Source organism: Streptomyces sp. NPDC059567, from assembly GCF_042735655.1.
GTDB lineage: Bacteria > Actinomycetota > Actinomycetes > Streptomycetales > Streptomycetaceae > Streptomyces.
The window spans coordinates 27,165-51,924 of record NZ_JBHWBS010000005.1 but is presented as its reverse complement, the minus strand read 5'-3'; the positions used below and the strand labels follow the sequence as shown (position 1 = coordinate 51,924).

At 72.1% G+C, this 24,760-nt stretch carries 23 protein-coding genes and 1 riboswitch; of the genes, 10 read left to right on the top strand and 13 right to left on the bottom strand.

The features are described 5' to 3' along the window. Positions 1–24 precede the first annotated feature (24 nt). Positions 25–1,200 carry an NAD(P)-binding protein gene (locus ACFVZW_RS04330; RefSeq protein ID WP_384516529.1) on the bottom strand — a complete coding sequence of 392 codons (1,176 nt, stop codon included), beginning with the start codon at positions 1,198–1,200 and terminating at the stop codon, positions 25–27. A 98-nt stretch (positions 1,201–1,298) separates the two neighbouring features. On the opposite strand from ACFVZW_RS04330, the gene ACFVZW_RS04325 reads away from it, so the two are divergent. After that, positions 1,299–1,964, top strand: coding sequence for a pentapeptide repeat-containing protein (locus tag ACFVZW_RS04325; RefSeq protein ID WP_384516527.1), 666 nt, complete (start codon positions 1,299–1,301; stop codon positions 1,962–1,964). Between the two features lie 6 nt (positions 1,965–1,970). Here the strand turns inward: ACFVZW_RS04325 and ACFVZW_RS04320 are convergent, their stop codons facing one another. The 4 genes from ACFVZW_RS04320 to ACFVZW_RS04305 form a co-directional block, all read right to left on the bottom strand. Then, entirely contained in the window at positions 1,971–2,471 is a 501-nt protein-coding gene (locus ACFVZW_RS04320; RefSeq protein WP_384516524.1) for a hypothetical protein, read from the bottom strand. Positions 2,472–2,762: 291 nt separating this feature from the next. Further along, positions 2,763–3,977 carry an FAD-dependent monooxygenase gene (locus ACFVZW_RS04315; protein ID WP_384516521.1) on the bottom strand — a complete coding sequence of 405 codons (1,215 nt, stop codon included), beginning with the start codon at positions 3,975–3,977 and terminating at the stop codon, positions 2,763–2,765. Between the two features lie 68 nt (positions 3,978–4,045). Beyond that, positions 4,046–4,672: a response regulator transcription factor gene (locus tag ACFVZW_RS04310; protein ID WP_329117865.1), complete on the bottom strand. Its 627-nt coding sequence runs from the start codon at positions 4,670–4,672 to the stop codon at positions 4,046–4,048. Beyond that, positions 4,669–5,871, bottom strand: coding sequence for a sensor histidine kinase (locus ACFVZW_RS04305; protein ID WP_384516790.1), 1,203 nt, complete (start codon positions 5,869–5,871; stop codon positions 4,669–4,671). The genes ACFVZW_RS04310 and ACFVZW_RS04305 overlap by 4 nt, the downstream gene beginning before the upstream one ends. 235 nt (positions 5,872–6,106) lie before the next feature. Between ACFVZW_RS04305 and ACFVZW_RS04300 the strand changes: the two genes are divergently transcribed. After that, positions 6,107–6,649, top strand: a complete 543-nt coding sequence (locus ACFVZW_RS04300) for a heme-binding protein (RefSeq protein WP_384516518.1) — start codon at positions 6,107–6,109, stop codon at positions 6,647–6,649. 157 nt (positions 6,650–6,806) lie between these two features. Further along, positions 6,807–8,225 (top strand): M1 family metallopeptidase, encoded by a 1,419-nt coding sequence (locus ACFVZW_RS04295; protein WP_384516515.1) that lies wholly within the window; start codon positions 6,807–6,809, stop codon positions 8,223–8,225. Between the two features lie 174 nt (positions 8,226–8,399). Here ACFVZW_RS04295 and ACFVZW_RS04290 read toward each other — a convergent pair whose 3' ends face one another. Then, complete coding sequence (locus ACFVZW_RS04290) at positions 8,400–8,975, bottom strand: TerD family protein (protein ID WP_384516513.1); 576 nt, start codon at positions 8,973–8,975, stop codon at positions 8,400–8,402. A 127-nt stretch (positions 8,976–9,102) separates the two neighbouring features. Between ACFVZW_RS04290 and arfB the strand changes: the two genes are divergently transcribed. Beyond that, positions 9,103–9,540 carry an alternative ribosome rescue aminoacyl-tRNA hydrolase ArfB gene (gene arfB, locus ACFVZW_RS04285; protein ID WP_384516511.1) on the top strand — a complete coding sequence of 146 codons (438 nt, stop codon included), beginning with the start codon at positions 9,103–9,105 and terminating at the stop codon, positions 9,538–9,540. 27 nt (positions 9,541–9,567) lie between these two features. On the opposite strand, the gene ACFVZW_RS04280 is transcribed toward arfB, so the two are convergent. Beyond that, the gene (locus tag ACFVZW_RS04280; RefSeq protein ID WP_384516509.1) at positions 9,568–10,167 is read right to left on the bottom strand and encodes a flavin reductase family protein; all 600 of its coding nucleotides are present in this window, start codon (positions 10,165–10,167) and stop codon (positions 9,568–9,570) included. 313 nt (positions 10,168–10,480) lie between these two features. Between ACFVZW_RS04280 and cdgB the strand changes: the two genes are divergently transcribed. Both cdgB and ACFVZW_RS04270 read left to right on the top strand, forming a co-directional pair. Next, complete coding sequence (gene cdgB / locus ACFVZW_RS04275; RefSeq protein ID WP_384516506.1) at positions 10,481–12,103, top strand: diguanylate cyclase CdgB; 1,623 nt, start codon at positions 10,481–10,483, stop codon at positions 12,101–12,103. A 154-nt stretch (positions 12,104–12,257) separates the two neighbouring features. Continuing rightward, positions 12,258–13,220 (top strand): CBM35 domain-containing protein, encoded by a 963-nt coding sequence (locus ACFVZW_RS04270; protein WP_384516504.1) that lies wholly within the window; start codon positions 12,258–12,260, stop codon positions 13,218–13,220. Between the two features lie 65 nt (positions 13,221–13,285). On the opposite strand, the gene ACFVZW_RS04265 is transcribed toward ACFVZW_RS04270, so the two are convergent. The 3 genes from ACFVZW_RS04265 to ACFVZW_RS04255 form a co-directional block, all read right to left on the bottom strand. Then, positions 13,286–14,212, bottom strand: coding sequence for a 1-phosphofructokinase family hexose kinase (locus ACFVZW_RS04265; RefSeq protein ID WP_384516502.1), 927 nt, complete (start codon positions 14,210–14,212; stop codon positions 13,286–13,288). A gap of 172 nt (positions 14,213–14,384) precedes the next feature. Then, on the bottom strand, positions 14,385–15,530 hold the full coding sequence (gene nagA, locus ACFVZW_RS04260) for an N-acetylglucosamine-6-phosphate deacetylase (protein WP_384516499.1): 1,146 nt from the start codon (positions 15,528–15,530) through the stop codon (positions 14,385–14,387). After that, positions 15,530–16,468, bottom strand: coding sequence for an ROK family protein (locus tag ACFVZW_RS04255; protein ID WP_384516497.1), 939 nt, complete (start codon positions 16,466–16,468; stop codon positions 15,530–15,532). The genes nagA and ACFVZW_RS04255 overlap by 1 nt, the downstream gene beginning before the upstream one ends. Before the next feature lie 199 nt (positions 16,469–16,667). On the opposite strand from ACFVZW_RS04255, the gene ACFVZW_RS04250 reads away from it, so the two are divergent. Genes ACFVZW_RS04250 through otsB form a run of 3 tightly spaced genes read left to right on the top strand, consistent with a single transcriptional unit; the run spans position 16,668 to position 19,097 of the window. Next, positions 16,668–17,939, top strand: a complete 1,272-nt coding sequence (locus tag ACFVZW_RS04250; protein ID WP_384516494.1) for an ABC transporter substrate-binding protein — start codon at positions 16,668–16,670, stop codon at positions 17,937–17,939. Positions 17,940–17,949: 10 nt separating this feature from the next. Then, entirely contained in the window at positions 17,950–18,204 is a 255-nt protein-coding gene (locus ACFVZW_RS04245) for a DUF3263 domain-containing protein (protein WP_383549913.1), read from the top strand. Between the two features lie 23 nt (positions 18,205–18,227). Further along, positions 18,228–19,097, top strand: a complete 870-nt coding sequence (gene otsB / locus ACFVZW_RS04240) for a trehalose-phosphatase (RefSeq protein WP_384516491.1) — start codon at positions 18,228–18,230, stop codon at positions 19,095–19,097. A 4-nt stretch (positions 19,098–19,101) separates the two neighbouring features. Here the strand turns inward: otsB and ACFVZW_RS04235 are convergent, their stop codons facing one another. The 3 genes from ACFVZW_RS04235 to ACFVZW_RS04225 form a co-directional block, all read right to left on the bottom strand. Further along, a complete protein-coding gene (locus ACFVZW_RS04235) occupies positions 19,102–20,541 on the bottom strand; it encodes a trehalose-6-phosphate synthase (protein WP_384516488.1) in 1,440 nt (479 codons plus the stop codon). A gap of 99 nt (positions 20,542–20,640) precedes the next feature. Then, a complete protein-coding gene (locus ACFVZW_RS04230; protein WP_384516485.1) occupies positions 20,641–22,110 on the bottom strand; it encodes a hypothetical protein in 1,470 nt (489 codons plus the stop codon). A gap of 38 nt (positions 22,111–22,148) precedes the next feature. After that, a complete protein-coding gene (locus ACFVZW_RS04225) occupies positions 22,149–23,102 on the bottom strand; it encodes a glucosyl-3-phosphoglycerate synthase (RefSeq protein ID WP_384516482.1) in 954 nt (317 codons plus the stop codon). 120 nt (positions 23,103–23,222) lie between these two features. Beyond that, positions 23,223–23,380: riboswitch (SAM riboswitch) on the top strand. 17 nt (positions 23,381–23,397) lie between these two features. Between ACFVZW_RS04225 and thrC the strand changes: the two genes are divergently transcribed. Continuing rightward, positions 23,398–24,760: threonine synthase (thrC, locus tag ACFVZW_RS04220; RefSeq protein ID WP_384516479.1), on the top strand; the 1,363-nt coding region annotated here is incomplete at its 3' end.

Sequence of the window (24,760 nt, the reverse complement as noted above, 5' to 3'; positions counted from 1 at the left end):
GTTGACGTACGACAGCCTCCGACCTCAAGCGTGCTTGAGGTCAAGCCTCTTCGTGCGCAGCGCCAGGGACACCGCCTCGACGGCGCTCGTGAACGACACTTCGGCCAGCACTCCGGGCGCCGCGACCTGGTCTCCCGCCAGGTAGACGCCGTCGCCGCGGTCGATCGCGGGGCGGTCGCGCCAGGTGGTGCCGGGGCGGTCGAGGGCTCCCGTACGGCCTGCGCAGACGGCCTCGCGGCGCCAGACCGTACGGTCGCGCCAGCCGGGGAAGCCGAGGTCGAGCAGGCGCTCGGCGTGGGCGATGCCGTCGGCCTTGGAGTGGCCGGGGCCGATGGGGAGCTGCGCCTGGACCAGCTGCTCGCCGGCGGGGGCGAGGGAGGGGTCCTGTGCGGTGAAGCGCTCGATCCAGCCGGGGGCGTCGAGGTCGGAGACGACGAACGGATCACCCGTCCGGGTGCGCAGCGCCAGGTCGAACAGGACGGTGCGGCCGCTCTCCCAGGTCAGGCCGGGGTCGCCGAGGAGCCGGGAGGCCGCGGCGAGGGAGGTGGCGACGACGACCGGGCCGTCGGCGAGCGGCAGTTCGTCGAGCCGGGAGGAGGTCTCGATCCGTACGCCCAGGTTCCAGGCGCGGGCCGCCATGCGGTCGATCAGCTGCCCCCAGCCGCCGCGGATGTAGCGCGCCTCGGGCGGCAGGGCGGCGGCCCGGTGCAGCCGTTCCTGGACGAAGCGGGCGGAGAGGGTGCCGGGGTCGTGGTGGAAGAGGGCGACCGCGCTGTACGCGGCGGCCTGGCGGGCGGCCTCGGGGCCGGCGACGCGGGTGGCCCAGGTCAGGAAGTCGGTGTCGACGGGGGCCTCTTCGGAGGTACGGAGGGTGTGCCGGAGGAAGCCGAGCGGCGGGATGCGGCGCAGGGTCCCGGCGCGGTGGAAGCGGAAGCGGGCGGCTTCGCGCAGCGGCAGGGGCGCGAGCGGGCCGAGGAGGTCGCGCTGGGTGAGCCAGGTCCAGTGGGGGCCGCCGTTGTAGACGGCGTGGGGGCCCTCGTTGGTGCGGTAGCGGCCTTCGGCGGTGCGGGCGCGGCCGCCGAGGGTGTGGTGGGCCTCGTGGAGGGTGACCTTGGCCCCGGACTCGGCGGCGGTGATCGCCGCGGTGAGTCCGGCGAATCCGCCGCCGATGACGGTGATGTGCTTCCTGCTGCGCTGCATCTCGTGCTCCCTCGTCTCGGTCTTGCACAGGGGACGGCGGGGGCCGCTCGGTTTGTGACACCGGGGGCGTTGTCAGTGGCGCAGGTCACTATGAGTGCATGGCGACAGGGAAGAAGAAGGTGGCGGGCGTGCGTCGGCCGGAGGTGCGGCTGCCTCCGCTGGAGGCGTACGAAGGGGGGCTCGACCCGGACGGGGACTACGACGGCCTGGAGTTCGTGGGGCTCGATCTGGCGGGGCAGGACGGGGGAGGGGCGCGGTTCCTGGACTGTGCGCTGCGGGACTGCGCGGTGGACGAGACACGGCTGACCTCGGCGCGGGTCCTGGACTCCGTGCTGAGCGGGATCCGGGGTGTGGGCACGGATCTGGCGGGGGCGTCGCTGCGGGACGTGGAGATCGTGGACGCGCGGCTCGGCGGGACGCAGCTGCACGGGGCGGTGTTCGAGCGGGTCCTGGTGAGGGGAGGGAAGATCGACTATCTGAATCTGCGGACGGCGAAGCTGAAGGACGTCGTCTTCGAGGGGTGTGTGCTGAGCGAGCCCGACTTCGGGGGCGCGGTGCTCGAACGGGTCGAGTTCCGGGACTGCGTGCTGAAGGGGGCGGACTTCAGCGGGGCGCGGATGAAGGACGTCGATCTGCGGACGGTGGAGCGTCTGGAGATCGCGCGTGGGGTGGACGCCCTGGCGGGCGCGGTGATCAGTACGGGGCAGCTGCTGGATCTGGCGCCGGTGTTCGCCGCGCAGCTGGGGGTGAGGGTGGAGGACTGAGGGGGGTTACGGGACGCGGGGGAAGCGGGCCTGGAGGTCCCAGATCACCGGGTTGTCGCCGAGACCCTCGTGCATGTCGGTGAGGTCGGCGATCAGGTCGTGCAGGAAGTCGCGGGCCTCGCGGCGCAGTTCGCGGTGGTTGAAGGTGAGCGGGGGCTCGTCGCCCGGCATCCAGTCGGCCTCCACGTCCACCCAGCCGAAGCGGCGCTCGAAGAGCATCCGGTCCGAGGACTCGGTGAAGTCGAGCTCCGCGTACTGGCGCTGCGAGGACCGGCTGCCGCGGGGGTCGCGGTCGAGCTGCTCGACGATGTCGCACAGCGCCCAGGCGAAGTCGAGTACCGGCACCCATCCCCAGGCTGTGGACACCTCGCGGTCGGCCTTGGGGTCGGCGAGGTACACGTCCCCGCAGAACAGGTCGTGGCGCAGGGCGTGGACGTCAGCGCGCCGGTAGTCGGTCTGCGGGGGGTCGGGGAAGCGACGGGAGAGGGAGTAGCCGATGTCGAGCACGGAGACGATGCTCCCACGCGCCTGCCCCCGGGACGCACGCGCGGCCGCGCCCGGGTCTCCCGCATGCGCGGAAGCGCCCTGCCGCGAGCGCGCCCCGTGCCTGCGCGAGGGGGCCTTATCCGTCGAAGCCCCCGCGCCCGGGCACCAGGAGCCTCGGCTGCCCGGAGCGCGCGCCCGGACGCCGGAGCCTTGCGCGTCCCTGGTGCCAACGCGCCCGCGGGCAGCCCCCCGCACCCCCGGAGCGCCCGCGCCCGGACGCCGGAGCCTCCCGCACCCCCGAAGCCCCCGCTCTCAGCCCCGTGAGCGGGCGTGCAGGGTGCGGGCCAGGCGGGGGCCCAGCCAGCGCTTCAGGCGGCGCAGGGGTTCCAGGCCGTCGGCCATCCGGTCGATCCGGTAGTAGAGCTGCGGAGGGACGTGCGGGAGCAGGGGCGAGTGGCGCTGGCCCAGGAGCGCGAACATCTGGCGCGGCTCCAGGCGCATGTAGCGCGGGAGGTTCTCGTACCACTGGGCGCTGTAGCGGGCCGCGCTCTGCGCCGAGAGGAGCTCCGCGCGCCGCCGCCGGCCGTAGCGGGTCAGGGCGGAGTCGAGGTCCCCGGTGCCCCCGCGCAGGGCGTCCGCGAGGGCGAGGGCGTCCTCCAGGGCCAGCGTCGTGCCCGCGCCGATCGAGTAGTGCGTGGTGTGGGCGGCGTCGCCGAGCAGGACGAGGTTGCCGCGGTGCCAGGCGCGGGTGGTCAGCGTGCGGAAGTTCAGCCACTGCGCGGCGCCGTCGTCCTGCGCGCGGCCGATCAGCGGATGGCCGTCCAGGAGGTCGTGGAAGAGCTTCTCCAGCACGTTCAGGCTGTCCGCCTCGCTCATCGTGCCGAGCCCCAGCCCCGTCCAGGTCTCCGGGGAGCACTCGACGACGCACGTGGACTGCTCGCCGCTGAAGCCGTACGCGTAGCACCAGATCCAGCCGTGCTCGGTCTCCTTGAAGGCGAAGCTGAAGGAGTCGAAGACCTTGGTGGTGCCGAGCCAGATGTAGTGGTTGCGGCCGGAGGCGACCTCGGCGCCGAAGTCGGCGGCGTGGGCCTCGCGCAGCACGCTGTTGACTCCGTCGGCCGCGACGACCAGATCGGCGTCCGCGAGCTCGGGCGCGTCGGGCCCGGTGATGGCGTGCTCGAACTCGACGCGGACGCCGAGCGATTCCGCCCGCTCGGCGAGGAGCGCGAGCATCCGGCGCCGGCCGATGCCGAAGCCCTTGTCGCCGCGGTGGACGGTCCGCTCGTCGCGGACGATGGCGACGCCGTCGGTCCAGCGGACGGAGGCCTCGTCGATGGCGCGCGCCGACTCCGGGTCGCCGGCCCGCAGCTTGTCGAGCAGCCCGGCCCAGTAGGTCACGCCCCAGCCGTAGGTGGAGCCGGCCGCGTTCCGTTCGTAGACGGTGATCTCGTGAGACGGGTCCTGCCGCTTCATCAGGATCGAGAAGTACAGGCCGGCGGGCCCACCGCCGACGCAGGCGATCTTCACATGCGCTCCCACAACGAGACGAGACGAACTGACACTCTGCGATAGAACGGCAACGCAGAGTAGCAGTGTCAGGGGAGCAGACGCTGTTCCTTCGCCACGGCGACCGCGCCCGCACGTGTGTCCACGCCGAGCTTGGCGTAGATTCGGCCGAGGTGCGTCTTCACGGTCGCCTCGCTGATGAAGAGCGCGCGGGCGATCTCGCGATTGCCGAGGCCGTGCGCGAGCTGGCCGAGGATGTCCCGTTCGCGGTCGGTGAGGGTGGGCCCGGCCGCTCCCCGCATCCGGTCCATGACGCGGCTGGCGACCGGCGGGGAGAGCGTCGTACGGCCCTGGGCGGCGGAGTGGATCGCGGCGAACAGCTCCTCGGGGCGCTCCGCCTTCAGGAGGTAGCCGGTGGCGCCGGCCTCGATGGCGCGGGTGATGTCCGCGTCGGTGTCGTACGTGGTGAGGACCAGGACGTGGACGCCGGACGTGGACCCCGCGATCCGGCGGGTCGCCTCCACGCCGTCGATGCCGGCGCCGAGCTGAAGGTCCATCAGGACGACGTCGGGTCGTAGCTTGGCGGCCATCGCCACCGCCTCCTCGCCGCTCCCGGCCTCGCCGACGACCTCTATGTCGGGGGCGCTGCCGAGCAGGGCGAGCAGCCCGGCGCGTACGACGGCGTGGTCGTCGCAGAGCAGGATCCGTACGGTCATGCGCCGGCCTCCAAGGGCGTGGACAGGGGGATCGCGGCCGAGAGCACCGTGCCCTCGCCGGGGGTGGACTCCACGGTGAGTGTGCCGCCGAGCTGCTGGGCCCGCACCCGCATCGCGGGCAGGCCGTGGCCCCGCACGCCGCGTTCGCCGCCCGCCCGGCCGGCCCGGGACCCCGCGCCGGCGTCGAAGCCGCGGCCGTCGTCTGCGATGTCGAGGACGACCTGGTCGTCGAGGTAGGTCAGGGTCAGGGCGGCGGAGGTGGCGGCGGCGTGCTCGCGGACGTTGGCGAGGGCGCCCTGCGCGATGCGCACCAGCGCCGACTGCACCCGTTCGGGCAGCGTGACCGGGACACCGTCGACGCGGAACACGGCGGACTCGCGCCCGGCGAGCATGCGCAGCGCCTCCTCCAGGCCGCCGCCCTCGGCCAGGTCGGCCGGGGCGAGGTCGTGGACGAAGCGTCGGGCCTCGGCGAGATTGCGCTCGGCGATCGACTCGGCGGTACGGACATGGCGGCGGGCGGTCGACGGGTCGGTGTCCCAGGTGCGCTCGGCCGCCTGGAGCAGCATCTGCTGGCTGGACAGGCCCTGGGCCAGGGTGTCGTGGATCTCCATGGAGAGCCGCTGGCGCTCGGCGAGGGTGCCCTCGCGGCGCTCGATCGCGGCCAGTTCGCGGCGGGTGCGGATCAGGTCGTCGATCAGCGCCCGCTGCCTCTCCGCCTGCCGCTGAGCGTGGACGAAGACGGCCGTCGCGATCGCGGCGACGGCCGGCGGGGCGACGATCAGGTTCGGGTCGAAGCCGCCGTTCGAGAGCTGGACCTGCGCCGTGACCACGAAGACGGTGAGGAGGGTGACCAGGACGAGGGCGGCGCGCGGCGGGAGCGTGCGAAGGCCGGTGTAGAAGAGCGGCACCGCGCACCAGGCGAAGCTCGGCGCGAGGACCACCAGGACCATCCAGACCGCGACGACCGTGAAGAGCCAGGCGATCCGGCGGGGGGTGGCGCGGGTGCCGAGGACGGGGCCGAGGAGGTAGAGGGCGGCGAGGGCGCCGGAGAGGGCGACGATCCAGGGGCTGCGGTCCTCCCACGGGTGCCGCAGCAGGAAGCGGACCAGCGAGGCGCCGAGGAGGAGGAAGAAGGCGATGTGCATGACCCGCGCCAGCCAGCGGGCGTCCGGGTCCTGCTCCATCGCGTACCTCTCCATCAGGCGCCCGGTCACGGCTCTGACCTGGGTCTACGTTTCCATCCTGGCCCGGGAGGACCACGGGGGCATCAACCGATCGGCTGACACCCCCGTCGTCCATCATGCGCGACGGGGGCAGCCGGTTCGTGGACCGTACGGGCCCGGAAACGGCCGGAGGATCGATGGCAGAGCGAACGAACGACACGCCTCGATCACCGCAACGGCCTCAGACCGTCACTGCCTCAAGGAGCCCTCCATGAAGAAGAAGATCCTCTTCGGTGCCGCCACCGCCGCCGTCGTCGCCGCCGGCACCTTCGGCGCCGTCTCCGCGAACGCCTCGGCCCCGGCCGCCGCGCCGGCCGTCGCCGCCAAGGCCGACGCGTCGAACACGAACCTGCAGCAGACCACGCACCTGACGATCGAGGCCGCCACCAAGGCCGCGCAGGCCACCCTGGACGCCGCCGAGGACGAGAACCAGCGCGTCACCGTCGCGGTCGTCGACCGCAACGGCAACACCATCGTCACCCTGCGCGGCGACGGCGCCGGCCCGCAGTCCTACGAGTCGGCCGAGCGCAAGGCGTTCACCGCGGTCTCCTGGAACGCCCCCACCTCCGTCCTCGCGGGCCGCCTCGCCCAGGCCCCGAACCTGAAGGACATCCCCGGCACCTTGTTCCTCGGCGGCGGCGTCCCGGTCACCGCCAAGGGCGCGCCGATCGCCGGCATCGGTGTCGCCGGCGCGCCGAGCGGCGACCTGGACGAGAAGTTCGCCAAGGCGGGCGCCGAGGCGCTGAACAAGTAGGCACGACGGGCAGGACCGGCGGACGGGCCCCAGCACGGGACCCGTCCGGCGGTCACCCTCGCGAGTCACGCCCGTCGGTGGCGCCCGGAGACCCCGTCGGGCGCCACCGATGCCGTACGCCCGCCGTTCGCCCCCGCGCACCCTTGCCTAAGATCGAATGGTGGATGTACGGAGCCGGGCCGCCCTGGGCACAGCCGTGGCCGCGCTGCTCGTCCTCGCCGGCTGCACCGGTGGTGGGGACGGCGGCAGTGGTGTGGACGTCGGCGGGGTGCGCGGCACGCCCGGCGCGGCGGGGCTGCGCGATCCGTACTTCCCCAAGCTCGGCAACGGCGGCTACGACGTCACGCACTACGCCCTCGACCTCGCCTACGACCCGAAGAGCGGCCGTCTCGACGGCACCGCCATGATCACGGCCCGCGCCACCCAGGACCTCAGCTCCTTCAACCTCGACCTCGCCGGGCTCACCGTCGACTCCGCCACGGTCGACGGCGACCCGGCCGCCGTCAACCGGGCCGGGAACGAGCTGACGCTGCGCCCGCGCGCGGACATCGACAAGGGCAAGGTCTTCCGTACGACGGTCGCGTACTCCGGCCGGCCCGAGACGATCACCGACGCGGACGGCTCGCAGGAGGGCTGGCTGCCCACCGCGGACGGGGCGCTCGCCCTCGGCGAACCGGTCGGCTCCATGGCCTGGTTCCCCGGCAACCACCACCCGTCCGACAAGGCGACGTACGACATCACGCTGACCGTGCCGCAGGGCACGCAGGCGATCTCCAACGGCCTGCGGACCTCCGAGCGGACCGCGAACGGCCGCACCACCTCCGTCTGGCACTCCGCGGAGCCGATGGCGAGCTACCTCGCGACGGTGGCCGTCGGGAAGTTCCGTACGCAGGTGTCGGCCACCCCCTCCGGGCTGCCCGTGCTCACCGCCGCCGACCCGTCGGTCGCCGCGAAGAGCGCCCCGCTGCTCGCCCGTATCCCCGAGCTCCTCGCCTGGCAGGTGGAGAACTTCGGGCCGTACCCCTTCTCCTCCACCGGCGCGATCGTCGAGCGGAACGGCGACGCGGGCTATGCGCTCGAGACCCAGACCCGGCCCGTCTTCCCGCAGGACTCCCTCACCGTCGAGATCCTGGTGCACGAGCTGGCGCACCAGTGGTTCGGCAACTCGGTCACGCCCGCCACCTGGAAGGACATGTGGCTGAACGAGGGCTTCGCGGTATACGCGGAGTGGCTGTACGCGGAGGACTTCGAGGCCACCCCTGCGCAGGTGAACTTCGAGGCGGCCTTCGCCGCCGACGCCAACTGGGCCTTCCCGCCGTCCGATCCGCCGTCGGCGGAGAACCTCTTCGACCCGCCGGTGTACCAGCGGGGCGCGATGGTGCTGCACAAGATCCGGCAGCAGGTCGGCGACGACGCCTTCTTCGAGCTCCTGTCCGGCTGGGCGGCGGAGCACCGTCACGGGAACGCCTCCACCGACGACTTCACCGCGTACGCGGAGGAGGTGACGGGGGAGGACCTCGGTCAGGTGTGGGACGTGTGGCTGAACGGGGACGGGAAGCCGAAGAGCCCGAACTAGGGACCGGGTCGGACGCGGCCGGGTCAGAGGCCCGGATCAGGGCCCTGGATCAGGGGTCGGGTTCGACGCGGCCGGGTCGGAGGCGCCCGGGTCGGAGGCGCCCGGCTGGTGGCCCCGAACGCGACGGAGCCCCGGCGCGGGTCCCGCGCCGGGGCTCCACCGTTCCGGCGTACGTCAGAGAGCGACGCCGAAGTCGCGGGCGATGCCCTCCAGACCGGAGGCGTAACCCTGGCCGACCGCGCGGAACTTCCACTCCGCTCCGTTGCGGTACAGCTCACCGAAGACCATCGCGGTCTCGACGGCGGCGTCCTCGGAGAGGTCGTAGCGGGCGATCTCGGCGCCGCCGGCCTGGTTGATGATGCGGATGTACGCGTTGCGGACCTGGCCGAAGTTCTGCGAGCGGTTCACCGCGTCGTAGATGGAGACCGGGAAGACGATCTTGTCGACGTTCGGGGGCAGCGCGGCGAGGTTGACGTTGATCTGCTCGTCGTCGCCGCCGCCCTCGCCGGTGCGGTTGTCACCGGTGTGGACGATGGTCTGGTCCGGCGTGGCCTTGTTGTTGAAGAAGACGAAGTGCGCGTCGGACGCGACCTTGCCGACGCCGTCGACGCCGATGGCGGAGGCGTCGAGGTCGAAGTCGGTGCCGGTGGTCGTACGGACGTCCCAGCCGAGGCCCACGGTGACGGCGGTGAGGCCCGGGGCCTCCTTGGTCAGGGAGACGTTGCCGCCCTTGGAGAGGCTTACAGCCATGGGAAGTGCCTTTCTTCGTGACCTTCGTGATGTCGTCACACGGGATAACGCGGACGACGCCCTGCCGGTTCCACGGTGCGGGACAGGTGCGAAAACAGGATGACGTGCGGGAGCCGCTCCGGGGAACATGGATGACATGTCCGGTCCGTATTTCATCCGCGGCTCCGTCTCGCTTCCCGAGGCCGAGCTCATGTGGCGTTTCTCGCGGTCGTCGGGGCCGGGCGGGCAGCACGTCAACACCAGCGACTCGCAGGTGGAGCTCCGCTTCGACCTGGCGTCGACGGAGGCGCTGCCGGAGGTCTGGAAGGCGCGCGCGCTCGAACGGCTCGCCTCGCGCATGGTCGGCGGGGTGGTGACGGTCCGCGCGTCGGAGCACCGCTCGCAGTGGCGCAACCGGGAGACGGCGGCGGTCCGCCTCGCCGCGCTCCTCGCGGAGGCGACGGCGCCACCGCCGAAGCCGCGCCGGGCGACGAAGATCCCACGGGGCATCAACGAACGCCGGCTGCGGGTGAAGAAGCAGCGCTCCGAGACGAAGCGGGGCCGCCAGGGGCGCGGCTGGGGCTGACGGGACCTCGGGGGGCGTGAGCCGTCGTCAGGCCAGCCGGCGGTACTTGCCGCGGAAGTAGGTCAGCGGGGAGCCGTCCGAGGACGGGAAGGCGGCCGTCAGGACGCGGGCCACGACCAGGGTGTGGTCGCCGGCCACCATGCGGTTCTCCGTGCGGCACTCCAGGGTCGCCAGGGCACCGCCCACCAGCGGGGCACCGCTCTCCTCGCCGCGGGTGTACGGAACGTCCTCGAAGAGGAGCCGGTCGCTCACCCGGCCCTTCATCGCGAAGCGTCCCGCGATGTGGCGTTGGCTCTCGGAGAGGACCGAGACCGCCCATACCGGGACCTCGTCCAGCAGGTCGTCCATGCGGGAGCCGTTGCGGAGACTGACGAGCACCAGCGGCGGGTCGAGGGAGACGGACATGAACGCCGTCGCCGTCATGCCGACGTCCTCACCGCGCGGACCGTCGTCCGGGTCATGGGCCGTCACCAGCACCACGCCCGCCGCGAGGCGGGACATGGCCGCACGGAACTCGTCGTTGCTCACCCCCTCAGCATGAGGGATCGCCAGATCCGAGGCGGGGGGCGGGGCGGGGGTCGTCGTCAGCACACCCCGCACGCTAGCCCCGCCCCCGCGCCCCGGCATCGGGCCCGGGGACCAGTCCGCGCCCCCTCGCCGGTCCTAGGACCTCCGGCCCCGGGCCCGCGCCCGCACCGTCCGGAGCCGTACCCCAGAGCCGTACCGCACCGTTCTCTTTGCGTTCAAGAAAGAACGGGAGCGCTTTCCGGCACCCCCTGCAACGCTTCATGACCTGGTGTGACTTGAGTCACAGAGCTCAGTATTTGTTGACCCTGTGTACCGGGTGCAACGCTCGCTGTGATTCAGTGGCAAGGACAATGCAGCACGAGTGCCGATGAGAACCCTGGAGTTGCTGTCGAGGTCTCGGGGAGAGCGAGCGATGGAGACCGAGTCGGAGCCGTACGTCCGTCTTGCGACCCTGCGGCAACTGCATCAGGTCGTGGCCGACCTCAATACAGCGCGCAGTCTGGCGGACACCCTGCAGACCGTCGCCGACGGGATCGTCGCCGGCCTCAACTACGAACTGGCCTGCGTCAACCTCGTACGCCCCGACGGTGACCTCGTCGTCGCCGCCTTCGCCGGCAGCCCCGCCGCCGAGGCGCTCATCACCGGCCGCGTCGGCTCCCGCGAGTCCTGGGAACGCCGCCTCTCCATGGGCGTCGCCTGGGGCGACCTGAGGTTCATCCCGCACACCGAGGGCTGGGTCCTCATCGAGGACGACGTCCCGCAGTGGCACACCGAGGGCCCCGCCCCCCGCTTCGAGGACGAGTGGCACCCGCACGACCGCCTCTACGCCCCCATGTACGCCTCCGGTTCCAAACGCGAACTGCTCGGCGTGATCTCCGTCGACCGGCCCCGCAACGGCCGCCACCCCGGACCCTGGGGCCAGGAAGCCCTCCAGATGTACGCCTCCCAGTCGGCGATCGCGATCAGCAACGCCCGGCTGCGAGCGAACATGCAGCGCGCCCTCGTCCGCCTCGAACGCGAGCAGCAGGCCCTGCGCGCCAGTGAAGAGTCGTTCCGGCAGGCCTTCGAGTACGCCCCCTCCGGCATGGCCATCGCCGAGATGGGCGGCGACCAGCACGGCCGCCTCCTGCGCACCAACGACGCCCTCTGCCGCCTGCTCAGCCGCCCCGCGTCCGTGATGCGCCGCTACTCCTTCGCCGACCTCGTCCACCCCGAGGACATAGGGACGCTGCTCCGCACCTCCGCCGAGGGCGGCCGCGCCGAGCTCCGCCTCGGCCGGCGCGACGGCACCTACGTCTGGGTCTCCCTGCGCAACTCCGTCGTCGCGGACACCGCCGACGGCCCCCGCTTCCTCCTCACCCACGTCGAGGACATCGAGGAGCGCAAGCGCCACGAGCTCCAGCTCGCCCACCGCGCCTCGCACGACGCGCTCACCGGCCTGCCCAACAGCGCCGAACTGCGCTCCCGGCTCAGCGCCCGGATCTGCGAGCGCCCGCATGCCATCCCGGAGACCGACTACGACGCCCCCTACGGGCACGACCACAACTTCGGCTTCGGCGCCGGGCCCGGCGCCGGCGGACCGTACGACCACCACGTCCACAGCGTCGCGCCCGCCGCCGGCGAGGTCGACGACGGGACGAAGGGGCTCGCCGTCCTCTTCTGCGACCTCGACGGCTTCAAGTCGATCAACGACCGCTTCGGGCACCACACCGGCGACGCCGTCCTCATCGAGGTCGCCCGGCGCCTCACCACCGGCGTACGGGACGGGGACACCGTCGCCCGGCTCGGCGGTGACGAATTCGTCGTCCTCGCCGACGGCCTCGGCGCGGCCGACGCCGCCGACCTCGCCGTACGGCTGCGCAACGCCATCATTCCGCCGATCCGGGTCGACGGACGGGCGGTCAGGGTCGGGGCGAGTTTCGGCATCGGCTGGGCCGAGTGCGGTATGACCGTCGAAGAGGTCCTGAACTCCGCCGACCAGCGGATGTACATAGAGAAGCGCTCCCGGGCGAAGATCCACCGCCGCGCCGGATAGCCCGTTTCGCCCTCGTGGCCCACCCCTGCCGCGCCGGCTCCGTTACCCACGGGTCACCTGCCGCTCGGTCAAGGGACGGATCGGCGGGTGGTCCATTCGGGGTAGGCTCGGCCGGTCGGCGACGGCTGGCGAGCATGGATAGGAGTGACCAGGGATGGCTGCCGGTAACGACGGCGCGAACACGCCCGAGGACGACGATCCGTTCGGCTACCTGTACGCGGACGGCCAGGCGGCAGGCGCCCAGCCGCCCGGGCAGGCCGGTGGCTACGGCTACCCCGGTCCGGCCGCGCAGCCGGGTGTCCCCAGAACCTCGTACAACCAGGTCAGAACGGTCGGCGAGCGCCAGTACGGCGGTGGCCAGCCGCACGTGCCGCAGCAGCAGAACTACGGCGGCCAGCAGCAGTACGGCCAGCCGCACCCTCAGTACGCCGCGCCCGAGACCTACCCCGGTGGCGAGCGGACCCGGCAGGCGCCGCTCCCGCCCCAGCGCGGCGGCGGCCGCGGACCCAACACCAAGGGGCTGCTGATCGGCGCGATCGCGGTCGTCGCGGTCGTGGTGATCGGAATCACCGCCGCCGTCATCAGCAACACCGGTGACGAGAACACCGACGGCGGCACCGCGGGCGGCAAGCCGACCGGCGGCTCCACGCAGGTCCAGGAGGAACCCTCCACCCAGCCCAGCGCCGACGACACCCCGGCCGCACTGCCGCAGCAGGACGCGGCCACCCTGAAGCTCGGCGGCACCGCGAGCCTCGCCAAGGACATCAAGGGCGCCGAGGGCACGGACGGGCTGTACGTGACCGGGTTCAACACGGTCGGGTCCTCCGCGACCTGGCAGACCGAGGTGCCCGAGGCCGGCACGTACAAGATGGAAGTGCGTTACGCCGTACCGGCCAAGGACGCCAACGCCACCGTGACCGTCAACGGCAAGGCCAACACGAACCCGATGAACCTGAAGAACTTCATCAAGTCCTCGGACCCGAACCTGGAGAAGAACTGGCAGACCACCTGGTCCCAGGTCTCGCTCGAGAAGGGTCAGAACACGATCATGCTGTCGTGCGAGGTGGGCAACCAGTGCGACGTGATCTTCGACTGGGTGAAGATCAGCAACCTCTGAGTGCGGCGACACGCGAAAGGCCCCGTGGAACCTGGTTCCGCGGGGCCTTCGTCATGCGGTGGGCGTCACGCCGCCTCGGCCGGCTCCGTCACCTTCACCCGGGTGAGCAGCTCCTCGTACGCCGTCCGGTCGAACTCGCCCGCGACCGGGGAGAGCACCGTCGCCGCCGAGAGCGCCACCGCGCGGGTCAGCCGGTCCGGCCACGGGAGCCCGTCGACGAGACCGGACAGCAGACCCGCGACGGCCGAGTCGCCCGCGCCGGTCGGGTTGCCGCGCACCGCGGCCGGCGGGGCGGCGAGCCACAGGCCGTCCGGCGTGGCGGCGAGCATCCCCTCCGGGCCGAGCGAGGAGACGACCGTGTGCGCGCCGCGGCGGCGGGCGTCACGCGTGGCGCGATGGGGTTCGCGTGAGCCGGTGAGCTGGGCGAGCTCGTCCGCGTTGGGCTTGACGAGGTCGGGGCGGGCCGCGATGCCGCGCCGCAGGGGTTCGCCGCTGGTGTCGAGCAGGACGGGGACGTCGGCGCCGCGGGCGATCCGGATCAGCTCCGCGTACGCGCCGACGTGGATGCCGGGCGGCAGGCTGCCGCACAGGGCCACGGCCTCGGCGCCGGTGAGCAGTTCGGTGTAGCGGCCGGTGAACGCGGACCACTCGGCGGGGGTGACGGTGGGGCCGGGCTCGTTGAGCTGGGTGGTGTCGCCGGTCGCGGTGTCGACGACGGCGACGGTACGGCGGGTGGGCCCGTCGGTCGGGACGAGCGCGTCGGTCAGCGGCAGTTCGGCGAGGTGGGTGTGCAGGACCTCGCCGGTCGCGCCGCCCGCGAAGCCGGTGACGACGGTGTCGTAGCCGAGGGCGGCGAGCACGCGGGCGACGTTGAGGCCCTTGCCGCCGGGACGCTCGATCACCTGGGTGACGCGGTGCGAGGCGTGCGGGGTGAGGGCGGGCACCCGGTAGGTGAGGTCCAGTGCCGTGTTGAGGGTGACCGTGAGAATCACCTGCCGTAACCCCCGTACGCCGTCGATTGGTCGTGGACCGGCCGGACCTGTCGGAACGGCCGTGGAACGCGTCCCGATCATGCCAAACAGAAGGCGGTTGGCCCAGTCCCCGGACCAACCGCCGTGCGCCACGGTCGGCGCTGTGTCTTCCGGGGGATGCCCCCGGACCCCCTCAGGTCACTTGAGGGTCAACCACCCAGGCGCCCTTGCGCATCACGCCCGTGACGTCGAAGTTCTCGTCGAGGACGACGAGGTCGGCGTCCTTGCCGGGCTCCAGGGAGCCGACCTTGTCGTCGATGCCGAGCAGGCGGGCCGGGTTGGCGGAGATGGCCTGCACGATCGACTCGACGGGCAGGCCGTCGATGGTCGCCGCGCGCTTGAACGCGCGGTCCAGGGTCAGGGTCGAGCCGGCGATGGAGCCGCCCTCGACGAGGCGTGCGACGCCGTCCTTCACCTCGACGGCCAGCGGGCCGAGCGAGTACTGCCCGTCGCCGAAGCCCGCCGCGTCCATCGCGTCGGTGATGAACGCGACCCGCCGCGGCCCCGCGTGATGGAACGCCAGCTCCAGCGAGGCCGGGTGCAGATGCGTGCCGTCGTTGATCAGCTCGACCGTGATGCGCTCGTCCTCCAGGAGCGCGGCGATCGGGCCGGGGGTGCGGTGGCCGAGGGCGGGCATCGCGTTGTAGAGGTGGGTGGCGACGGTGGCGCCCGCGTCGATGGCCTCGACGGTCTGCTCGTACGTCGCGTCGGTGTGGCCGATCGCGGCGATCACGCCGTGTTCGGCGAGCAGGCGTACGGAGTCGATGCCGCCGGGCAGTTCGGTCGCGAGGGTGACCATCCGGGCCTGGCCGCGGGCGGCGTCGACGAGCTTGCGGACGTCGGCCGGGTCGGGATCGCGCAGCAGCGTCTCGTCGTGGGCGCCCTTGCGGCAGGGGGAGATGAACGGCCCCTCGAAGTGGATGCCGGCGATCTCGCCCTGCTCGGCCAGCTCGGAGAGCAGTCCGGCGCGCCGGCTCAGGAAGTCCATCTCGCCGGTCACGAACGAGGCGACGACCGTGGTGGTGCCGTGCAGTCGGTGGGTGTGGACGCCGGTGAGGATCTCGTCCACCGTGCCGGAAGTGAACGAGGCGCCGCCGCCGCCGTGGTTGTGCATGTCGACGAAGCCGGGGACGACCCAGTGGCCGGTGAGGTCGAGCGTGGGCGCGTCGGCGGGCGCGGCGCCCGCGATGCGACCGCCGTCGACGATCACCCGTCCGTTCTCGACGACGCCGGTGGGCAGCACCACGCGGGCTCCGGCGAGAACTGTGGAAACGGCCATCAGGTGGATACCTCCGAGTCGAGGGAGAGCAGGTCCCAGGCGAGGAGGCCCGCGCCCAGGCATCCGGCGGTGTCCCCGAGGGCCGCCGGGACGACGGCGGGCAGCTTCTGGAACGTCACGCGTTCCTCCACCGCGGCCCTCAGCGGTGTGAACAAGGTTTCCCCGGCCTCGGCGAGACCGCCACCGATGATGAGCGTGCGGGGGTCCAGCAGGGTGAGCGCGGTGACCAGGCCGTCCGCGAGGGCGTCGACGGCGTCCTGCCAGACGCGGACGGCCCGGGCGTCCCCGGATTCGACGGCCTTGGCGCAGTCGGCCGCGTCGGCGTCCGGGTCGCCGGAGGCGGTGGCCCAGGCGTGGGAGACGGCGGAGGCGGAGGCGTACCGCTCCAGGCAGCCGCGCTGGCCGCAGCCGCACTCGGCGCCGCCGGGGCGGACGACGATGTGGCCGATCTCGCCGGCGTAGCCGTGGGCGCCCGCCTCGATGGCTCCGCCGATGCCGATGGCGCCGGCGATCCCGGTGCCCAGGGGCACGAAGAGGAAGCGGTCGGCGCCGTTCCCGGCGCCGATGCGGCCCTCGGCGAGGCCGCCGGTGCGGACGTCGTGGCCGAGGGCGACGGGGATGCCGTCGAGGCGCTCGCTGAGCAGGGCGCGCATCGGGACGTCTCGCCAGCCGAGGTTGGCGGCGTAGACGGCGATGCCGTTCTCTGCGTCGACGATGCCGGGCACGGCGACGCCGGCGGCCGCGGCGGGCTCGCCGTACCGCTCCAGGCCATAGGCGCGCAGCTCGGCGGCGAAGCCGAGGATCGTCTCGACGACGGCCTCGGCGCCGCGTTCGCGTCCGGTGGCGCGCCGTGCCTCGTGGAGGAGGGTGCCGTCCGTGCCGACGAGGGCGGCCTTCATGCCGGTGCCGCCCACATCGAGGGCGATGACGTGTCTCACGGGAACAGTCTCGCGCGTGAACGCCCGAAAGGTCTAGTCCACTGGCCGATATTGTTGCGCGGGCATACAAATTACCGGCGGGGGTGTGCCGCACCCGGAGGTGCGATGCCGAAGCGATACCCAAGTGGTGTAGACCTTATGCTTTTCCTCCTGTGAAAATCACAGCTCGACGACGAGCCAAAGAGGGTGGGGCAGCGCTGTGCAGCGGCGATTCCTTGGACTGACCGCGACCATCGCCGCGATGGGCCTGACCGCCGCGCTCTCCGGCTGCGGCCTCACCGGCGCCGACTCGGGCGACGTGACCCTCAAGCTGGTCGCCGCCGACTACGACCTCACCGGCGGCGACACCACCAAGAAGTACTGGGACGAGCTCACCGCCGCCTACGAGGCCGAGCACCCCGGCGTGAAGATCGACGTCCAGGTCGAATCCTGGAACGACGTCGACCGCAAGGTCGCCGAGATGGTCAAGGCCGACCAGGCCCCCGACATCGCACAGATCGGCGCCTACGCCGACTACGCCGCCGCCGACGAGCTCTACTCCGCCGACGAGCTGCTCTCCATCCCCGTCCAGGCCAACTTCCTCGCCCCGCTCGTCTCCGCCGGCGAGATGAAGCGCACCCAGTACGGCCTGCCCTTCGCCGCCTCCACCCGGCTCCTCTTCTTCAACCAGGAGCTCTTCGACAAGGCGGGCATCACCAAGGCGCCGACGACCTGGGACGAGCTGGCCGCCGCCGCCGAGAAGCTGAAGGACGAGGACGTCCCCTACCCCTTCGCGCTGCCGCTCGGCCCGGAGGAGGCGCAGGCCGAGACGATGATGTGGCTGCTCAGCGGCGGCGACGGCTACACCGACGGCAGCGACCGCTACCGCATCGACTCCGACCTGAACGTCCAGACCTTCGACTGGCTGAAGAAGAACCTGGTCGAGAAGGAGCTCACCGGCCCGACAGCCCCCGGCAAGCTCAACCGGAAGGACGCCTTCGCGGCCTTCTCGCGCGGCGAGGTCGGGATGCTCAACGGCCACCCCTCGCTCATGCAGGAGGCCGAGAAGAAGGGCGTCAAGGTGGGCAAGGTCGCGCTGCCGGGCGTCAACGGCAAGGCCAAGGCGTCCATGGGCGTCGCCGACTGGATCATGGGCTTCAAGCAGAACGGCCACCGCAAGGAGATCGGCACGTTCCTCGACTTCGTCTTCAGCGACCAGAACGTGCTGAAGTTCGCCGGCGACAACGACCTGCTGCCGCCGACGGTCAGCGCGTACTCCCGCATGCAGAGCGAGGAGGAGCACAAGAACCTCCGCGAGTTCCTCAAGGAGCTGCCGAACTCCCAGCTCCCGCCGGTCGGCAAGACGTCCTGGGCCAAGGTCAGCGAGAACGTCAAGCAGAACATCGGCAAGGCCGTCGCGCCCGGGCAGTCGCCCGCCGAGGTCCTGTCGAAGCTCGCCCGCGAGGCGACGGAGGCGGAGAACGCGGAATAAGTTGGCTCGTATGACCAACGATGAGGAACCGGGAGAGCGTCGCGCCCTGGGGGATCGGGAACGCGCCGTTCTCGCCCTGGAGCGCCGCTCCTGGCCGGGCCCCGGCGCCAAGGAACGAGCCGTCCGCGAACAGCTCGGCCTCTCCGCGACCCGCTACTACCAGCTCCTCAACGCGCTCCTGGACGACCCGCGCGCCCTGGAACACGACCCGGTGACCGTCAACCGGCTGCGTCGCGTCCGTGCGGAGAAGGAGCAGCGCCGCTGAGCCCGCGTCGGTAGGGTCGTCGTATGGTCAGCAGCCTTCCGCACCCGACCACACCCGCAGGCCGCGACGGCCTGGCCGCGCTCCTCGCGCGGCCGGACAAGGCCGTCGTCGCCCTCGACTTCGACGGGACGCTCGCCGAGATCGTCCCCGACCCCGAACAGGCCCGCGCCCACCCCGGCGCCGTCGCCGCACTCGCCGCACTCGCCCCCGAGGTCGCCTCCGTCGCGGTGGTGACCGGCCGCCCCGCCGGGGTCGCGGTCCGCTACGGCGGCTTCGCCGGCGTCCCCGGCCTGGAACACCTCGTCGTCCTCGGCCACTACGGCGCCGAACGCTGGGACGCGATCACCGGCACCGTCCAGGCCTCCGCCGTCCACCCCGGCGTCGCCTCCGTCCGCGCCGAACTCCCCGGCTTCCTCGACAGCGTCGGCGCCTGGCCGGGCACCTGGATCGAGGAGAAGGGCCGCGCGGTCGCCGTCCACACCCGCCGCTCCACCGACCCCCAGGCCGCCTTCGAAGCCCTCAAGGCCCCCCTCGCCGACCTCGCCGCCCGCCACGGCCTGGTCCTGGAACCCGGCCGCATGGTCCTCGAACTGCGCCCGCCGGGCATGGACAAGGGCGTGGCCCTGGCGGAGTACGTACGGGAGGTGGGCGCCGGGTCCGTCCTCTACGCGGGCGACGACCTGGGCGACCTCCCGGCCTTCGCCGCGGTGGAGAAACTCCGCTCGAACGGCACCCCGGGCCTCCTGGTCTGCAGCGGCTCCGCCGAGGTCCCGGAACTCACCGACCGAGCCGACCTGTCGGTCCCGGGGCCGGGGGCGGTGGTGGCGTTCCTCTCGGACTTGGCGGAGAGCATCCGGCCGGATTCCGGCGATCGTCCCGGCGGCCGGGCCTGACCGTTCAGGACCGGCGCAGCGCCTCCAGTTGCTTCAGGAACCACTGCTGCGGCGGCAGCGCCGTTGCCGCCGCGGCCAGGCGCTTGGTGCGGTCGGCGCGTTCGCTCGGGGGCATGGTCAGGGCGCGGTGCAGCGCACGGGCCGTCTCGGAGACGTCGTACGGGCTGACCGTCAGCGCGTCCTCGCGCAGTTCGTCGTACGCCCCCGCGCCCGTCGAGAGGACCAGGGCGCAGCCGGTCTCCGACACCACGGGGATCTCCTTCGCCACCAGATTCATCCCGTCGCGGATGGGGTTGATCAGCGCCACGTCCGCCAGCCGGTACGCCGCGAGGGAGCGCGGGAAGTCGTCCTTCACCGACAGCAGCACCGGCTGCCAGTCGTCCGTGCCGAACTCCGCGTTGATCTCCTCCGCCAGCTCCGCCACCGTCGCCGTGTACGCGCGGTAGACCGCCAGGTCCTGCCGGGACGGGTACGCCGAGGCCAGGTGGACGACCCGGTCGTGCCACTCGGGCCGCTCGCGCAGCAGCTCCCGGTACGCCAGCAGGCCGCGGACCACGTTCTTCGACAGCTCCGTGCGGTCCACCCGCACGATCGTCCTGCGGTCACCGACCTCGGCCCGCAGCGCCGCGAGGCGATCGTCGACCTCCGGGCGGTGGGCGAGGGCGCGCAGCTCGTCACCGTCCACACCCAGGGGGTAGACGTGGACCCGGGTGCGCCGCGCCGTTCCGCCCGCTCTGTGGTGGTGTACCCCGCGCCAGGGGTCGTCGGCGCGCAGGGCCCCCTCGGCCACCCCGCCCGCGCCGTCGACGCGTGCGCCGGTGATGAACGACGACGCCCATCCCCAGGTGTGGAAGCCCAGCTCGTCCGCGCCGAGCATCCCCCAGAGCAGCTCTTCGCGGATGTCCGCCGGAAGCATCCGCGCGTACTCCGGCGACGCCCACGGCGTGTGCGTGAAGTGACCGATCCGCAGATCCGGCCGCAGCTCCCGCAGCTGCCCCGGCACCAGCGCCAGGTGGTAGTCCTGCACCAGGACCGCCGCGCCCTCGGCGGCCCGGTCCGCCAGCTCCTCCGCGAACGCCCGGTTGTAGGCCCGGTACGACTCCCAGCTGCGTCGGAACTCCGCGTCGAAGACCGGCTCGCTGGGGATGTCCCACAGGTGGTGGTGCAGGAACCACAGCACCGAGTTCGCGATGCCGTTGTACGCGTCGTGGTAGACCGCCGGCTCGACGGCCAGCATCCGTACGCCCGGCTCGGAGACGCCCCTGCGGACCGCCTCCCGGTCCCCGTCCGACAGCGCCGCGCACACCCACTCACTGTCCTCGGAGGACACGGCACTCAGCCCGGAAACGAGACCGCCCCCGCCGCGCCGGGCACTGAGCGTGCCGTCGGCGGCGAGGGCGTACGAGACCGGACCCCGATTGGACGCCACAAGCACAGAAGCCATGTGCCGAACCTAGCCCGTCGTGTAAACGCTCAAACGTACGTATACAAGTGTGGCGAATCCACGCCGCCGGGGCGCGTCAGGGTTCGCGCGGTGCCCCCGTCAGGGTTGGCGTCGGCTGCGCATCGCCGCCTTCGCCACCGCTCCCGTCGCGGCCAGCGCGAGGGCGAGACCGCCGAGCAGCCACAGCCGTTCACCGTTGCCGCCCGTCTCGGCCATCGAGCCACCGGGCCCGTGCGCGGCCGGGCGCGCCTGGTGGGTGGTGGGGTTGGGGTCGGGGATCGGCGTGGGTGAGGTCGCGGGCTCCGTCGGTGAGGGGGACGGTGACGGAGAGATGGGGGGCGGTGACCACGAGGGAGCCGGCGCGACCGTCGCGGCCCGCGTCTGCGTGGGGGTGGGTGTCGGGGTGGGGGTGGGGGTTGGCTTCGTGTTCTCCGGGTCCGGCACCGGTACGGAGAAGGCCAGCGCGGAGGCCACGTACGTGTCGCCCGCAGTCCTGAACGTCAGGTCGGCCGACCTCGCGCCCTCCGGGACCGCCCCGTCCGGGATGTCGAAGGCCTTCACGTCGATGCTCAGGTTGTTGGCCGAGTCGGGGGAGACGGCCCCGGCGTCCCCGCCGATGAAGAAGTTGTTGATGTTGCCGGTGTGGGCCTCGGCGACGTTCCTGCCGTTCACGAGGAACATGTCCCCCGGCATGTTCCAGTCGCCCTCGTACGCCGTCACGCTCGCCCGCGCCCGGCCCGCCGTCCGGTGGAAGCCGTCGACGGTGACGGTCGTCGCGGGGGAGGTGGGGCGCTGGAGCACGTGGCCGCCGTAGACGGACACATGGCGGCGGTCCGGCGCGTGCGTCGGCTCGGGGCCGGGGTACGAGTAGACGACCGTCAGGGACCAGCCCGCCACACAGCCCTTGCCGTTCGGGGCCCAGACGTTGCCGACCGCGACCTGCGTGGCGCCGCCGCGGACACCCGCGAAAGCGGCGGTGACGTCCGACTCGCCCGTGTAGTAGTGCGGGCCGGCGGTCTCCTCCGGGTCCGTGACCATGGAGTCGATGTACACGTCCGTCTCGGCCCCCGAGCCGACCCGGATGCGCGGCGCGGTCGTCGCCTGGTCGCCGGGCGAGGGCGACACGTCGGCGCCGGAGACGTCGCAGCGCTTGAGCTGCGCACCGCTCGGTGCCTTGTACGTGCCGTCGTTGCCGCCCCAGAAGAGCCGGGCGTACGCGACCTCGGCGCCCGCGGGGATCTCCACCCGGCCGGTGCTGGAGCCGTAGCCGGCGGTCATGGAGGCGGTGTCGATCCGCTGCATGGCGAAGGTGTCGTTGTTGTCGCCGCCCCGGCCCGTGGTGGCGGTGGCGCACCGCGCGGCCAGGCCGGCGGGGGCGGTGGGGCAGCCCATGACCGTGTTGCCGACGGTCGTGAAGTCGCCGTACAGGGAGGCGTCGTACCGCTTGCCGAAGGGCTCCACCACGTCCGCCGCGGCCGGTCCGGCCGCGGCGAGGGACAGCGAGCCGAGCGCGCCGACGGCGAGGACGAGCGCCACCGGCCGTGTGGTCATCCGATCTTTGAACCGCATGAAACGGAAATTTAGTTAAAAAGCATCATCATTCGGTGTTACGCCACGCGGCGGCGCGCGTACTCCGTGATGTCGACCATCGGCGGTCGCTCCTCCGTGTCCACGGCGTACGTCCGCGGTGTGAAGCCCTTCCCCTCACCCGTCTCGTCCCGCTCGAACTGCGTCAGCAGCGGCCGCACCAGATGCCCGCGGGACAGCCGCAGCTGCGCGGTCCGGTAGATCGCCGCCGCCATCCGGCCGAGCGCCTGCCCGTCCTGGTGGCGGTGTTTGCGGACCCCGACGTCGACCTGGGCGAGGGCGTCGAGACCGACGGTGTGCAGCGCGTCCACGAGCAGGCCCAGCTCCACTCCGTAACCGACGGGGAAGGGCAGCCGCTCGAGCAGCGAGCGCCGCGCCGCGTACTCGCCGCCCAGCGGCTGGACGAAACCGGCCAGCTGCGGCCAGTGCAGATTGAGCAGCGGCCGGGCCACCAGCTCCGTCACCCGCCCGCCCTGACCTGGCGTGTCGCCCAGCGGGCGGTCGTACATCGCCTTCACGAAGTCGACGTCGGGCTCGGTGAGGAGCGGGCCGATGATGCCGGTGACGAAGTCCGCCGAGAAGTCCCGCAGATCCGCGTCGACGAAGCAGACGATGTCACCGCTGGTCACCATCAGTGACCTCCACAGCACCTCGCCCTTGCCCGGCACGGCCGGTATCCGCGGAAGGATCTCGTCGCGCGCCACCACCCGCGCCCCGGCCGCCGCAGCGACATCCGCAGTACGGTCCGTGGAGCCGGAGTCGATCACCACGAGCTCGTCGACGAGCGGCACCGCCTCGGACATCAGCTCCCGGCGGATCACGGAGACGATGTCGCCGACCGTCGCCTCCTCGTCGAGCGCCGGCAGCACCACGCTGACCGTCGTCCCCCGCTTGGCGGCCAGCAGCTGTTCCCTCGGACGGTCTGCCACGGACCAGGACCGCCGGGCCAGCCAGCGCTCCACTTCATCCAGCAACGTGATCTCCATCTCGCGGTTCGGACGACCATCTCAAGCGTCCATGCCTTCGGTTACAGTCTTGAACAACGCGGATGCCCGATGCATGTCGGGGTGCACCTGCGTTCTACAACCGAATACCGCTCATCCAGAGGGGCAGAGGGAAACGGCCCGTTGAAGCCCCGGCAACCCTCCAGTCGGTCTCGTCCGCAGTCGTCAGCACTGCGCCCGCGAGGCTCCCGGCTAGGGAAGGTGCCAAATCCGTCTCATGGCGACGTTCGTCATGGGAAAGATGAGGAGAAAGGGCCTCGCCTCCATGGCTGTACAGACTGTTTCCACCACCACTTCGACGGTTGACCTCGGTCCGGCTTCCGGACTCTCCTGTCGTGAATGCGGTGAGAAGTTCCCCCTCGGTCCCATCTTCGCCTGCGAGCTCTGTTTCGGCCCGCTCGAAGTCGCCTACGACCTGCCCCTCGGCGACCCGGAGGCCCTGCGCAAGCAGATCGAGGCCGGCCCCGCCAACATCTGGCGCTACGCCCCGTTGCTGCCCGTCCCCGCCGACGTCGCCGAGAAGCCGAACCTGAACCCGGGCTGGACCAAGCTCGTCCAGGCCGACAACCTCGCCCGCGAGCTGGGCGTCGAGCCGGGCAGGCTCTACGTCAAGGACGACTCCGGCAACCCGACGCACTCCTTCAAGGACCGCGTCGTCGCCCAGGCCCTCGAAGCCGCCCGCGCCTTCGGCTTCACCACCCTGTCCTGCTCCTCCACCGGCAACCTGGCCGGCGCCGTCGGCGCCGCCGCCGCCCGCGCCGGCTTCCGCTCCTGCGTGTTCATCCCGCACGACCTGGAGCAGGGCAAGGTCGTCATGGCCGCCGTCTACGGCGGTGAACTCGTCGGCATCGAGGGCAACTACGACGACGTCAACCGCTTCTGCTCCGAGCTCATCGGCGACCCGCTGGGCGAGGGCTGGGGCTTCGTCAACGTCAACCTGCGCCCGTACTACGGCGAGGGCTCCAAGACGCTCGCGTACGAGATCTGCGAGCAGCTCGGCTGGCAGCTGCCCGACCAGCTCGTCATCCCCATCGCCTCCGGCTCGCAGCTCACCAAGATCGACAAGGGTCTGCAGGAGCTCATCAAGCTCGGCCTCGTCGAGGACAAGCCGTACAAGATCTTCGGCGCCCAGGCCGAGGGCTGCTCCCCGGTGTCGACGGCCTTCAAGGCCGGCCACGACGTCGTGAGGCCCCAGAAGCCGAACACCATCGCCAAGTCGCTCGCCATCGGCAACCCGGCCGACGGCCCGTACGTCCTGGACATCGCGCGCCGCACCGGCGGTGCGGTGGAGGACGTCGACGACGAGCAGGTCGTCGAGGCGATCAAGCTCCTCGCGCAGACCGAGGGCATCTTCGCCGAGACCGCGGGCGGCGTGACCGTCGGCGTGACGAAGAAGCTGATCGAGGCCGGTCTCCTCGACCCCACGCTCACCACGGTGGTGCTCAACACCGGTGACGGCCTCAAGACCCTGGACGCGGTGGCCGATACCTCGCAGGCGACCGCCACGATCCGCCCGAGCCTGGACGCGTTCCGCGAAGCCGGCCTGGGGGGGGGGGGGGCCCCGGCCCCCCGCGGGGGCGGGGGGGGGCCGGCGCGCGCGGCCCCGCGCCCCCCCCCCCCCCCCCCGC